The organism is Vibrio sp. 1F255, assembly GCF_041439145.1.
Taxonomy (GTDB): Bacteria; Pseudomonadota; Gammaproteobacteria; order Enterobacterales; family Vibrionaceae; genus Vibrio; species Vibrio crassostreae_C.
The window spans coordinates 120,735-134,395 of the sequence record NZ_JBGONQ010000002.1; the positions used below are offsets into that span (position 1 = coordinate 120,735).

At 44.8% G+C, this 13,661-nt stretch carries 11 protein-coding genes; 8 read left to right on the forward strand and 3 right to left on the reverse strand.

Annotation, left to right across the window (positions count from 1 at the left end; genetic code table 11):
• Positions 1 to 92 precede the first annotated feature (92 nt).
• Positions 93 to 773: a TIGR00153 family protein gene (locus tag ACED41_RS02115; protein WP_010434644.1), complete on the reverse strand. Its 681-nt coding sequence runs from the start codon at positions 771 to 773 to the stop codon at positions 93 to 95.
• A 207-nt stretch (positions 774 to 980) separates the two neighbouring features.
• Between ACED41_RS02115 and ACED41_RS02120 the strand changes: the two genes are divergently transcribed.
• A complete protein-coding gene (locus ACED41_RS02120) occupies positions 981 to 2,498 on the forward strand; it encodes an inorganic triphosphatase (protein WP_017062915.1) in 1,518 nt (505 codons plus the stop codon).
• Positions 2,499 to 2,549: 51 nt separating this feature from the next.
• Here ACED41_RS02120 and ACED41_RS02125 read toward each other — a convergent pair whose 3' ends face one another.
• Entirely contained in the window at positions 2,550 to 3,299 is a 750-nt protein-coding gene (locus tag ACED41_RS02125) for an ion transporter (protein ID WP_017061420.1), read from the reverse strand.
• A gap of 97 nt (positions 3,300 to 3,396) precedes the next feature.
• Between ACED41_RS02125 and ACED41_RS02130 the strand changes: the two genes are divergently transcribed.
• From ACED41_RS02130 to hldE, 3 genes are all read left to right on the forward strand, one after another.
• The gene (locus tag ACED41_RS02130; protein ID WP_371724399.1) at positions 3,397 to 4,653 is read left to right on the forward strand and encodes a methyl-accepting chemotaxis protein; all 1,257 of its coding nucleotides are present in this window, start codon (positions 3,397 to 3,399) and stop codon (positions 4,651 to 4,653) included.
• 225 nt (positions 4,654 to 4,878) lie between these two features.
• The gene (glnE, locus tag ACED41_RS02135; RefSeq protein WP_371724400.1) at positions 4,879 to 7,728 is read left to right on the forward strand and encodes a bifunctional [glutamate--ammonia ligase]-adenylyl-L-tyrosine phosphorylase/[glutamate--ammonia-ligase] adenylyltransferase; all 2,850 of its coding nucleotides are present in this window, start codon (positions 4,879 to 4,881) and stop codon (positions 7,726 to 7,728) included.
• Positions 7,729 to 7,849: 121 nt separating this feature from the next.
• Complete coding sequence (gene hldE, locus ACED41_RS02140) at positions 7,850 to 9,280, forward strand: bifunctional D-glycero-beta-D-manno-heptose-7-phosphate kinase/D-glycero-beta-D-manno-heptose 1-phosphate adenylyltransferase HldE (RefSeq protein ID WP_371724401.1); 1,431 nt, start codon at positions 7,850 to 7,852, stop codon at positions 9,278 to 9,280.
• 114 nt (positions 9,281 to 9,394) lie between these two features.
• Here hldE and tolC read toward each other — a convergent pair whose 3' ends face one another.
• Positions 9,395 to 10,723 (reverse strand): outer membrane channel protein TolC, encoded by a 1,329-nt coding sequence (gene tolC / locus ACED41_RS02145; RefSeq protein ID WP_371724402.1) that lies wholly within the window; start codon positions 10,721 to 10,723, stop codon positions 9,395 to 9,397.
• A gap of 227 nt (positions 10,724 to 10,950) precedes the next feature.
• Between tolC and nudF the strand changes: the two genes are divergently transcribed.
• Genes nudF through yqiA form a run of 4 tightly spaced genes read left to right on the forward strand, consistent with a single transcriptional unit; the run spans position 10,951 to position 13,530 of the window.
• On the forward strand, positions 10,951 to 11,580 hold the full coding sequence (gene nudF / locus ACED41_RS02150) for an ADP-ribose diphosphatase (protein WP_017061425.1): 630 nt from the start codon (positions 10,951 to 10,953) through the stop codon (positions 11,578 to 11,580).
• Between the two features lie 4 nt (positions 11,581 to 11,584).
• Complete coding sequence (locus ACED41_RS02155; protein ID WP_008222561.1) at positions 11,585 to 12,025, forward strand: DUF1249 family protein; 441 nt, start codon at positions 11,585 to 11,587, stop codon at positions 12,023 to 12,025.
• Between the two features lie 59 nt (positions 12,026 to 12,084).
• A complete protein-coding gene (cpdA, locus tag ACED41_RS02160) occupies positions 12,085 to 12,909 on the forward strand; it encodes a 3',5'-cyclic-AMP phosphodiesterase (protein WP_017061426.1) in 825 nt (274 codons plus the stop codon).
• A gap of 15 nt (positions 12,910 to 12,924) precedes the next feature.
• Positions 12,925 to 13,530, forward strand: coding sequence for an esterase YqiA (gene yqiA / locus ACED41_RS02165; RefSeq protein ID WP_371724403.1), 606 nt, complete (start codon positions 12,925 to 12,927; stop codon positions 13,528 to 13,530).
• The last annotated feature ends 131 nt before the right edge of the window (positions 13,531 to 13,661 follow it).

Genomic DNA, 13,661 nt, shown 5'->3' on the forward strand with positions numbered 1-13,661 from the left:
TTTAGACGCAAAAAACCGCTCAGCGAGAGGAATACTCAGCGCATAAGTGGTTTGTTCAAAAAATGCTCTTCGTTATATGGTTAACGTATGATTTAAGATCGAGAAAGCATTACTTCAAGACGAGCGCCTACACGCTGTGCTTGATCTGCAATACCACCAACCCATTCAAGAATTTTGTATAAGAACATGATATCAACTGGATTCAGATCGCCTTCAATTGCCATTAGTTGTTGGCGTAGTTCGATCTGCATCGCATCCGTGTCATCTTCAATTACATCTAATTGATGAATCATTTCGGCAACGAGTGTTACTTCACGGCCTTTAAAGCCAGTCTCAAGTAATTCGTCTAATTCATTGATTACGTTTTGTGCTTGGTTCGCTGCATCTAGACAACGTTTAACGTAAGCGATGAAGTTTTCTTGCATAGGAGCAGGAATGACAAGTTGACGACCATATACACGGCCAGCAATGTCTTTCGCTAGGTTTGCGAGTTTGTCTTGTTGCGTTAATAGCTCCAACATATCGGTGCGATCAACTGGCATAAACAAACCACGAGGAAGTTTAAGGCGAATTTCACGTTTTAGTACGTCAGCTTCTTTCTCAAGGTGAGAAATTTGAGCTCGAATTTCTGATGCTTTTTCCCAGTCACCTTTTGAAGAAACTTCAAAGAAATTAACTAGGTGAGAACAACATTCGTTCACGCATACTACGTGACGCTGCAAAGGTTTAATTGGGGACTTTGCAAATAACCCCATAATTGTATTTACTGGCATGGTCATCCAACCTAATAAATAATAACCTTAAAACAACATACACCATATTCATGGTGAAATGTTAAGCGATGGCTACAAAGTCGCGCATGTTAACCTAATCAATCTCTCATTAAAACTGTTTTAGATCATCATAAGGGCGATATTTCTGACTTGCCGACTTTTCAAATTGGCAATATCCTGTCCCTATCTTCACAGAAAGGTATAACTATGGAAACCGAGATAGAACTGAAGTTTTTTGTTTCTCCTGAATTTTCAGAGACTTTACGCAATAAAATTGCTGAAACTAAAGTACTTCAGCACAGTTGTCGTGAGCTAGGTAACATCTACTTTGACACCGCTGACAACTGGCTACGTAAGCACGATACAGGCTTACGCATTCGACGCTTTGATGACGTATTTGTACAAACCGTAAAGACTGCTGGTCGTGTGGTTGCTGGCCTGCATCAAAGGCCTGAATACAATGCAGAACACGACAGCAACGAACCTAAGTTAGCCCTGCACCCAGAGGATATCTGGCCAGCAGGTAAAGACATCGAAACGTTGCAAGCTGAGCTGACTCCTCTGTTCTCTACCAACTTCACGCGTGAGCAGTGGTTGATTGGTATGCCTGATGGTAGCCAAGTCGAGGTCGCATTCGATCAAGGCTTTGTTGAATCAGGCGACCTGCAAGAACCGATTTGCGAAGTCGAATTGGAACTTAAATCCGGTCAAACGGATGCGCTATTTACATTGTCTCGCCAATTCTGCGAACAAGGTGGCATGCGTTTGGGTAACCTAAGTAAAGCAGCTAAGGGTTACCGTCTTGCTCAAGGTTATCAAGGAGATGAAGTTACTCCTTTGACCTTAGTTGATACTGACAAAAGTGATACCGTTGAATCGTGTTTTATTCAATCTTTAGAGCATGCTCTCGCTCATTGGCACTATCACGAGCAGATTTTCACAGAGCGTCAATCGATTGAAGCTTTGCATGAGATCAGTCACTCGCTGAGTTTTATTCGCCAAACTTTCACTATCTATGGCGGCATTGTTCCAAGACGAGCAAGTGCGATTTTACGTCAAGAGTTAAAGTGGCTTGAGCAAGAGCTTGAGTGGCTAAAAAGCTATGACCACTTCGAAGATTTGCTGGAAGATAAAGGCCATGTGCTGCGTAAACTCGATGCGCGTAAGTTCTTAGTGGCTGAGCTGAAAGAGATGCAAGAGCAACTTCCAGATCGTGAAGAGCTGCTTACCTTGCTGAGTTCGGCTCGTTACACAGGTTTATTGCTAGACCTGAGCCGTTGGATTCTGTCTCGTGGTTGGCAGCCTTTCCTAGATGAAAAAGCACGTGAGCAAATGGCTAGTGGTATCGAATGGTTTTCGGTGAAGCAGCTTGATCGCACATGGGCGGACTTGATGGAAGCTTTCCCACCTGAACGTGTGATGACTAGCCAAGCGTATATTGATCAGCAATACCGTTTGATGCGCAATCTATACTCTGGTGTGGGTTTTGCGAGCTTGTATGACGATGAAGAGCGTAACAGCTTCCGTTTGCCATGGGCTGACATGGTACAAGGTATTGATGATTTGCTGGCACTTAAAACATTAGAGCCGTTAACTGAGAAGTTAGAAGGCGATGAGAAGGTTCAGCTAGAGCGCTGGTTGGCTCGTCAAGAAGTGTCCATTCTGCATGCGATGGAACAGACACGCCAAATCAGTGTTGAGGTTGAGCCATACTGGCAAGACTAAACTCGATACCTGTATCAATAGAAGTATGAATTTGAAAATAGGGCTCCGGCCCTATTTTTTTGTTTGTTGCTCAAGTTTTTCGAGTCGCTCTAAGATTTTCTGTTGCTGCTCGATGATCTTCTCAAGGTGTTTCTCTTTGTTTTCCGCTCGTAGATTCTCATGATGAGTTGGGGAGGTGATCAAAGAAGTAATCAAGCCTGAAATCATACCAAACACACCGACACCACAGATGATCACCATTGAAGCCACTAACTGACCGGAAGTTGTCACTGGGTAATGGTCGCCATAACCCACAGTACTGATGGTCACAAACGCCCACCATAAAGCATCATGACCTGTAGTGATGTTGGCGTTCGGATCTTTGTGTTCCAATAGCAGGATCGTGCCAGCACCGATAGTCAGTAAGATCACCAAAAGCAGAATGATGGAAGCGAAAGTGGTCTCTTTCCTATTACGAAATAACTCTCTGAAAATACGTTTACTTGAACGCAGAACTAAGATGACTCGCAGAATTTGAAAAATACGGGCGAAACGAAGAGGCTCGATCATTGGGATACTTGCTAAGAAATCGATCCAGTGTACTTTTAGAAATTCTTTTTTGTTTTGTGATCTAAATAGATCAATTGTGAGCTGAAAAAGAAAAACACTACAGATTATAAAATCGAGGCCGATAAGGACTTGTTTCGATTCTTTATCGATCGGTACGAACAATAAGCCTGAGATCACAAATAACGCTAAGAAAGAGAGAATCAGTGACAATAAGCTCATCGGCTTGGTGGCGTCTTTGGTATTATTCAACATTCATACGAGGCTCAAAATAAATCGCGAACTTTGGCTGACATAGCCACCTCGCGGATATAGAAGCCATCAATATATAAGAATTAATGGAGAACTGACAATGACTAAACTGTCATTCAAGCCGTGGGAAAGGATAATCTCTGACGTTCGTCTCGTTCCAAAAATGGTCATGCTGATGATATTCAGCACTATCTTGATCATTTCGAAGCAGCTTTGGGACGCAAGTACGTTTTACGATTCATTGCTTGCTGTAACCAACAATGCGCAAGTGGCACAGCAGCATTACGAGACTTACCTAGTTCAAGTGGCTTGGCAAACAGCCTTGATGATCATTGTGTTTGTGGTTCTTCTATTAGCAGCGGCGCGCGTTATGCTGCGTCAGACTCAATACCTTAATGACGCCATTAAAACCATGGCCGACAAGAACTTATCAGTGCCGATTCAAATGGACTGTAAAGATGAATACGGCGATGTGGCACGTGAACTCGAAAAAACTCGCGTTCAACTGAACGATATGATCAAAACTCAGGTGGCCTCTTCTGATGAGCTGTTTGCTCTGACGGAAGTGATGACCATCAGCATGTCTGAAACCAAAGAGTCAGCTCAAGAAGAGTTCAACGAGATCGATCAGTTGGCAACAGCAATGAGTGAGATGACGTCGACGGTGCAAACTGTCGCTGAGCATGCACAAAGCGCTTCGTCATTGACTGAACAGGCATCAGGCCAAGCTCTTACTGGTCAGAAGTTCGTTCAAGGATCAGTGTCTAAGATGAGTGAGCTATCTTCAGATATCGCAGCATCTGCAGCAGCGGTAAACCAAGTAGAAGAACGCGTTGACTCAATTGGCAGTGTGGTTGGTACTATCCAAGGCATTTCAGAACAGACAAACCTACTAGCATTGAACGCTGCAATTGAAGCGGCACGTGCCGGTGAAGCGGGTCGTGGTTTTGCGGTTGTTGCTGATGAGGTTCGTAACCTTGCACAGCGCACTCAGCAAGCGACGGTAGAGATTCAAGACATGATCAGTCATCTACAAAGCAGCGCTAACTCTGCGGTAGAACTGATGGAGAAGAGTGTTGTTGAAGCGGCTGAAGGTGTTGATCTGGTGACTAACGCGGGAAGTGAGCTTGACGGCATTGTAAGCCAAGTCAATCAAATCAATGATATGAACTTCCAGATCGCGACCGCTGCAGGCCAACAGAGCAGTGTTGCTGAAGAGATGAGCATCAACCTGACCAATGTACGCGAGCTTGTTGAAGCTTCAGTTGTGGTGGTTGGTGAACTGCTCGAGACCTCTCAGCTTATGGAAAGTAACGCGCAAGAACTCGACGGTAAGATTAAGCAATTTAAGGTTTAGTCCTCAGCACCCAATCTTCATCCGTCAAAGGCTAATTCCCAGAGACTGTTTCTCGGTTGTAAGCTCAACCAGATAAGTTAATCGATAAAACGCCCACATTGCTAATGTGGGCGTTTTTTATTGGCGTAACTTTGGTATAACTTATCTTTAGTTATGAAAACTCGTTATTGAAGAACTGAATCGATAAACCGATTGTTCGGCGCGCAGCTTATACAAGGAAGAAACATGCCATTGCCTTCTCAACTCATCACTCACTCCCAGTCTGCTTTTGAGCAATTATTAGAGCATCAAAGTGAAGCCATCAATACTTGGTCTGAGCCACTGACTGAAGATCTTAAACGTGTACTCGGTTTAAGCTGTTTTATTGGTGATTGCCTGCAGCGTGATACGGTTTTATGTGGTGACTTACCTAATATGTTGGCATGCGAAGAACGCGCTGAAGGATACCGAGAACGCTTGGCTGAATTACTTTCTAGTTGCACCGATGAAATGAGCGGTCAGCGCGTGCTGCGTCAATTCCGAAATCGAGAAATGACCTACATTGCTTGGCGTGATTTTATGGGTTCGTGGGAGCTAGAGCAGAGCCTAAATCATCTATCGATGTTGGCTGAGGCGATGATCTTCGAAACCTACCAATGGCAGTACGATATTTGTTGTAAAGAGTGGGGCACACCTTGTAATGAACAAGGCGAAGCACAGCCGATGTTGATCATTGGTATGGGCAAGCTAGGGGGCGGTGAGCTTAACTTCTCTTCCGATATCGATCTGATCTTCACCTACCCAGAGAATGGTGAAACCCAAGGTGCAAGACGCAGCATTGCCAATGCGCAGTTCTTTACACGTCTCGGGCAACGTATTATTAAGGCGCTTGATCAGCAAACCTTCGATGGATTCTGTTATCGAGTAGACATGCGCCTGCGTCCATTCGGTGAGAGTGGTCCACTGGTCATGAGTTACGCTGCGCTAGAAGATTACTATCAAGAACAAGGTCGCGATTGGGAACGCTACGCTATGGTCAAAGCGCGTGTGATGGGCAGTGAGATGTACCCTGAGTATCAAGAGCTTCGCCAAATGCTACGCCCGTTTGTGTTCCGCCGTTATATTGATTTTAGTGCGATTCAATCTCTGCGCCGAATGAAGTCTATGATCAGCAGCGAAGTGCGTCGTCGTGGTCTCTCGAACAACATCAAGCTTGGCTCTGGTGGTATTCGTGAAGTTGAGTTTATCGCACAAGTCTTCCAATTGATTCGTGGTGGACGCGAGCCTAGCTTACGCGGTCGAGGGTTACTCGAAACCTTAAGTGCGATTGAATCCCTTCATCTGCTAGAGTCTGAAGAGGTGGGGCACCTACGTGAAGCTTATCTGTTTTTGCGTCGCCTTGAGAACCTGTTACAAGCCATGGCTGATAAGCAAACTCAAACCTTACCTGACGGTGAATTCGAACAACTGCAGCTTGCGGTTGCCATGCAATTTTCCGATTGGGATAGCTTGATTGTGGCAACTCGCGCCCATATGGCGAATGTACATACCGTGTTCGAAGACCTAATTGGCGTTGATGAAGATGACGCTAATCCGATCGCGAGCCACTTTAGCGAGTTGTGGGATATGGCCCATAAACCCGATGTAATTGAGCACGTGTTGGAACACGACATTGCGGTCGCGAGCCCGCCTGATGCGGCGAAAACGATCATTCAGTTTAAAGCCGATTTGGCTAAAAAGACTCTTGGCCCTCGTGGGCGGGAAGTCCTCAATCGACTGATGCCGAAAGTGTTTCAAGCGCTGTACACCGCTAAGGATGCCGAGTTTGGTTTGTCGCGAGTACTGCATCTGCTGCATAAAATCGTTACGCGTACCACTTACCTTGAACTACTAGATGAACACCCTGCCGCGTTGACTCAGCTAGTTCGCCTGTGTACGGCAAGCCCGATGATTTCGGAGCAGTTGGGTCGTTATCCAATTCTGTTAGATGAACTTATCGACCCTCAGCAACTCTACAATCCCGTGCCTTTAGAGTCTTACAAGACCGAGTTGCGTGATTATCTAGCCCGTATCCCTGAAGATGATATGGAGCAACAGATGGAAGGTCTGCGTCAGTTTAAGCAGACCTGTATATTGAGAATTGCAGCCGCGGATATTGCGGGTGCTCTACCTGTCATGAAGGTCAGTGATCACCTGACCTACTTAGCAGAAGCCATTGTGGAGGCGGGGGTCAATCAAGCTTGGTTACAAGTATCCGCCAAGTTTGGTGAACCGACCCATGTTAAAGATCGCGAAGGTCGCGGTTTTGCTGTCGTTGGTTATGGCAAAGTCGGTGGTTGGGAGCTTGGTTATAACTCCGATCTCGATATCGTGTTCATGCACGACTGCCCGGTACACATCTATACTGATGGAAAGAAAGAGATCGATGGACGCCAATTCTACTTAAGATTAGCGCAGCGTATTATTCATATTTTCTCGACCAGAACTGCTTCTGGCATTTTGTACGAAGTCGATACTCGCCTACGCCCTTCTGGTGCATCTGGTCTATTGGTGAGTCCAACCGATGCCTTTGACGAGTATCAGCACAATGACGCGTGGACATGGGAGCACCAGGCCCTCACTCGTGCTCGTATGATTTACGGTGATGACTTATTGGGATCTGCGTTTAACAAAACTAGGCATGAGGTTTTGTGCTTGCCACGAGATGAGGCAACACTCAAAAAGTCAGTTGTGGATATGCGTGAAAAAATGCGTGGCCATTTAGGCGGTAAAAAAGCCGATCGATTCATGCTTAAACAAGATGCGGGCGGTATTACTGATATTGAGTTCTTGGCGCAATACTTAGTGCTGAGATACAGCAACGAGAAACCTAAGCTTACTCGTTGGTGTGACAATGTGAGAATCTTTGAAAGCTTGTTGTCGCAAGGGATAATGGACGAGCAACAAGGTATGGCATTGACCAATGCGTACACCACATTAAGGGATGAAATCCACCACCGTAATCTACTTAACCTTGATGCGGATGTGGCGATCGATAAGTTTGAAATGGAAAGAGAGCATGTCGTGCAAGCATGGAAGCAGTGGATGGAAGCGTAACCCAGCCATTGCGTAGTGGCTGCTGTGTCTATCTTGATAAGCTTTTACCCATTTATCTATAGTTTAGCCACTGTAATCAGTGTGCTAGACTCTAGCCAGATTTGATTTTTGGAGATCAATAATGAAACCAATTCTACCTGACTACAGCCAATCAGGTGTTCTTATTGTCGGTGACGTCATGCTTGATCGTTACTGGTATGGCCCAACTGGCCGTATTTCACCTGAAGCACCTGTGCCCGTTGTTAAAGTAGAAAATAACGAAGAGCGTCCTGGTGGTGCTGCCAACGTAGCAATGAATATTGCGTCTCTCGGTGGTCACGCTCATGTTGTTGGTTTAACTGGCAAAGATGAGCCTGCTGAGGTGTTAAAAAATACCTTAGGCGCACTAAAGGTTAAATGTGATTTCGTTGAGTTAGAAGATTACCCAACCATTACTAAATTGCGTGTAATGAGCCGTGGTCAGCAGCTGATCCGTCTTGATTTTGAAGACAAGTTTGAGAATACAGACCCTGAGCTTATTTTGTCTCGCATGGAGCAAGCGCTTCCAAATGTACGTTCGGTTATCTTGTCAGATTACGCGAAAGGTGCATTAGAGCATGTACAGAGCTTCATTCAAAAAGCACGCGCAGCCAATGTTCCTGTATTCATCGATCCCAAAGGCGCGGATTTAGAGCGCTACCGTGGTGCGACATTACTTACACCAAACATGGCAGAGTTTGAGCTGGTTGCAGGTAAAGTGAAATCAGAAGAAGATCTTATCGAGAAGGGTATTGCCTTGATCGAGAAGTATGACTTTGAAGCTCTATTGGTGACTCGCAGTGAAAATGGTATGACTTTATTACGTAAAGGTCAGGCACCATTCCACTTGCCAACCCAAGCGAAAGAAGTGTACGACGTAACTGGTGCTGGTGATACGGTTATCTCAGTACTGGCTGCGTCTGTTGCAGCTGGTAAGCCATTGGATGAGGCGTGTGCATTAGCGAACGCTGCAGCTGGTGTCGTTGTTGGTAAGCTAGGTACGTCAACGTTATCCACGATAGAGCTAGCTGAAGCGATTCACGGCAGTCAAGACACAGACTACGGTGTGATCTCAGAAGCGGCACTGGTTGAAGCGGTGAAGCGTGCTCGTGCGAAAGGCGAGAAGGTAGTTATGACCAATGGCTGCTTTGATATTCTACATGCTGGTCATGTTTCTTACATGAATCACGCGGCTGAGCTGGGCGATCGTTTGATCGTTGCGGTAAATACCGATGAATCAGTGAAACGCTTGAAAGGCCCTGGTCGCCCTGTGAACCCAACTGATCGTCGTATGGCGGTATTGGCTGGCTTAGGTGCAGTTGATTGGGTTGTGCCATTCTCTGAAGATACCCCTCAACGTTTAATCTCTGAGGTACTGCCAAGCATTCTTGTGAAAGGTGGTGATTACAAGCCTGAAGAGATTGCTGGTGGTGCGGAAGTGATTGCTGCTGGTGGTGAAGTGAAAGTACTTAACTTTGAAGATGGTTGCTCTACCACTGAAATCATTAAAGCGATTAAAGGTGGTCGAGGCTAGTTTTTAGTTTTTGGCGTTAAGCTTTTAGTTAGGCAGTAAATCTCGCTTTAATCGATAATAAAAATGCCGCTCAATGAGCGGCATTTTTGTAACGGTAACTTGAGTAATTAAGAGTTACTTACTTGCTACTTTTAGACCTGCGTTTACATCAACAATGTCTTGTTCGCTTAGCGTACCAACCGCTTGACGAAGCTGAAGTACACTTAGGATGTAGTTGTAACGAGCATCTGAAAGGTTTTTGTTCGCATCGTATAGACGACGAGTCGAATCTAGTACGTCAACGATAGTACGAGTACCAACATCAAAACCAGCTTCTGTTGCTTCTAAAGCAGACTGAGCAGAAACTACAGACTGTTCGTAAGCGCGTAGAGCACCGATCGAAGCACTGATGTTGTTGTTGAATGCACGTACGTCTTTTACAACGCTACGGTAAGTCGCTTCTAGATCTTCACTTGCTGCAACGTAGTTGTATTCAGCCTGTTTAGTCAAAGAAGTTGTGCTACCACCCGTGTATAGAGGTACATTTAAGTTAACGCCAACATTGAAGTTGTTTGTGGTACCGTCAGAAGTAGCACTTGAACCAATATCAGTATAGTCGTATCCACCATCAAGAGTTAGAGATGGTAGATGACCTGAGCTCTGTAGTGAAATGTTGTCTTTAGCTATGTCTTGCGAGATTCGCGCAGCAAGTAGACTAAGGTTTTTTTGCTCAGCTTGTTCAACCAGTGCAATCGCAGACTCAGAAGATTTGCTTGCTGAGAAACGGTCAGTGTCTAGGATGCTTAGGTTAGAGTGTTCTTGACCTGTAATCTCACGTAGACCTTCGTAGTTATTAATCAGAGTGTTCTCTGCTAAAACTTCATCAGCTAAAACGGCATCGTATTGAGCTTGCGCATCATGTACATCGGTGATTGCTGAAAGACCTACTTCAAAGCGCTGTTTTGTTTGTTCTAGTTGGCGCGCAACCGCTGCTTTTTCTGCACGAACGAACTCTAGGTTATCTTGAGCACGCAGTACTTCGAAGTATGCTGTTGCTACACGCAGGATCAAAGCTTGTTGCTCTGCTGCATACGCTGAATCAGATTGACGAGCTGTTTTTTCTGCTGTATCTAGCGTGATCCAAGAAGAACGTTGGTATAGTTCTTGAGAAAAGCTAATACCAGCTGTTAGAGCATTCTGGTCATTATCGCGAGTCGATGCTGAATCGAAATCTGTATCACCACGAGTAAGGTTGTACCCAGCTGTCAAATTGATTTGCGGTAATAAAGAGCTACGGCTTGACGTTACTGCTTCAAAAGCGGCATCGCGCTGCGCTGCTGAACGAAGAAGTTGTGGATCGTTCTGTTTTGCTTGGTCGTAAACTTCAGCTAGCGTATCAGCGAAAGCTGACGAACTCAGGCTGCCAATTGCTGCACTGATAAATAGTGGAAGCAGTTTTTTCATTTTCCTATTCCTGCCTTTAATAGAATTTTCTCTGAAAGAGTTTAACCCAGTTTGATGGTAATTTACTCGAAACTTTGCACTTTTTTACATTTAACTGTCCACTTGTGCAATATTTATTTTTTAAAACTTAACTTTAATTATAAAATTTATACAAAAAGTTGAACCTTATCCTTGGTAGTTAACTCGGACAATGAGTAAACTATAAAGATCACTTAGTGAGGTACCAAATGCAACAGTATGATAATCAACGACACGAGTTTACTCCTCAAGATGTGGAAATAGTCTCAAAAGAGACGCTGTTTCGTGGTTTTTTCAAAATGGTCAAGTACACATTTAAACATAGACTATTTGAGGGAGGCTGGAGCCAACCAATAGAGCGTGAGATGTTTGAGCGTGGACATGCTGCCGCTTTGCTACCTTATGATCCTGTGCGTGATGAAGTGGTGATCGTCGAACAGATCCGTGTCGGAGCCCTAGAGCATGAGAACCCATGGCAATACGAAATTGTTGCTGGGATCATTGATACGGACGAATCGCCACAAGACGTCGCTCGTCGTGAAGCAATGGAAGAAGCCGGAGTCGAAGTCGGATCTGTATTGCCTATTACTTCGTATTATCCTTCATCTGGTGGTTGCTCTGAAAAGCTCGACGTCTTTGTTGGCTGTGTTGATGCAACGACAGCCAAAGGGGTACACGGATTGGACTACGAAGGTGAAGACATTCGTGTACAAGTGATGAGTCGCGAAGCTGCTTATCAGTTGGTAAAAGATGGTGTATTTGAAAATGGAGCCACGATCATTGCGCTACAGTGGCTACAATTGAACTACCAAGAATTACAGTCAGAGTGGATAGATTAACGTCATGCCAAATATCGCGGTCAAAAAACCGTATCATGTTGATCTTGCTGAATTGATGCGAGTTTACGAGACTAACTATGCCAAACTGAACGCTTTGTTACCGGTTGGGCATGAGGTTGGTGACGTTCGCTGTTACCAAGCCGTTAATATGGTGTATCAATTGACAGTGAATGAGGTCACAAAATACACCACATTAATAGATATATGTCAGAGTGATGCGATGCCAGTGTTTCCTTTGCCAAAAATGTCTGTCAGGCTATATCACGACGCTCGAGTTGCAGAAGTGTGCGCTAGCGGGGATTTTTCGCGAGTCAAAGCGAAATATGACTACCCCAACACTAAGCTTCTGCAAAAGGACGAGAAATTTCAATTGAATAAATTTCTTGGGGAATGGTTAACGTTTTGTTTAAAAACGGGTATCAGCCGAACCCCAATTGCCTTTTAATTGAGCCTATTTATCAACACTTTTAAAGTCTAAACAGTAACGTATCTGGATTTGTTATTTTGGAATTATCACACACTTCAAAATTTGATGAGAGCACTATTAAGCTTGTGCAGCTAACGGACACGCATTTATTTGCGCCGAGCAATGGCAGCTTATTAAGCATCAACACTCAAGATAGCTTTCGTGCTGTAGTCGATGGCATTGTTAGTCAGGGCTTTGACTATCAAGCGATTTTAGCAACCGGTGATATATCTCAAGATCACAGTGCTGAGTCGTACCAGAAATTTGAGTCAGGGATTCAGCCTTTGGAAAAGCCATGCTATTGGCTGCCAGGGAACCATGACTTTAAGCCTAATATGGGCAGTGTTTTACCATCACCACAAATACAGTGTGTTGAGCATGTCTTGCTAGGCGATAACTGGCAGATGGTGATGCTAGACTCGCAGGTGGTTGGTGTGCCTCATGGTCGCCTCAGCGATCAACAGCTTGACCTATTAGAACAGAAGCTGACGGAGTTCCCTGAACGTAATACCTTGGTTCTATTGCACCACCATCCATTGTTGGTTGGCAGCGCATGGTTAGATCAACATAACCTAAAAGACGCCGATCAATTTTGGGATGTGGTTCAACAGCACACCAATGTTAAAGCCGTACTGTGTGGTCACGTTCATCAAGACATGAACCGAGATCATCATGGTGTACAAGTCATGGCAACACCGTCGACTTGTGTGCAATTCAAACCTAACTCAGATGACTTCGCGGTTGATACTTTGTCTCCGGGCTGGAGAGAGATTGAATTACATCAAGACGGTACCGTTAGCACGCAAGTTCGTCGTCTGCCTCATGGGCAGTTCTTGCCTGATTTTAAGGCTGCTGGTTACTAATGAAGGCGGTTATTGATGCCAGGCTCTAATCAACAAGCTAATAAGCCATCGCTGCTTCTCTATATTCACGGATTTAACAGCTCATCACGTTCTCATAAAGCGAATGTGATGGCAGATTACTGTGCGGAGCATCGCGCTGATATTAAAGTCGTAACCCCTCAACTGCCGAGTTTCCCTCAACAAGCGGCACTTCATTTACAGCAGCTGGTGGAGCAATACAAAGAGCAATATCAAATAGCGTTGGTCGGTAGCTCGCTGGGTGGCTATCTTTCAACATGGCTGAATAGCCACTATGGTTTTAAAGCGGTGGTTGTAAACCCAGCAGTGAAGCCGTATGAGCTTCTTGCTGACTATTTAGGTGAACAAGTAAACCCATACACAGATGAACGATATGTACTGGAAACAAAACATATTGATGAACTGAAGGCGTTAGAGGTTTCGGCTATCGCTAAGCCGAGCGACTTCTGGTTACTTCAGCAAATGGAAGACGAAGTTCTGGATTACCGACAAGCGGTAGAGAAGTACCAAGGTGCAACACAGACAGTAGAAGAGGGCGGGGATCATAGCTTTGTTGATTTTGAACGCTACCCACAACAAATCATCACCTTTCTAAATCTTTAATCTGTTCCACCAACCAAGTGATTTTCTCTTGTTTGCCTGTTATTTCATCTATCAATGGTGAAATATCATAGTTTGATGTCTTAGTTTTTGAACTAGCTTGACATCATTACTCAGCTTCCAGACTATATTCC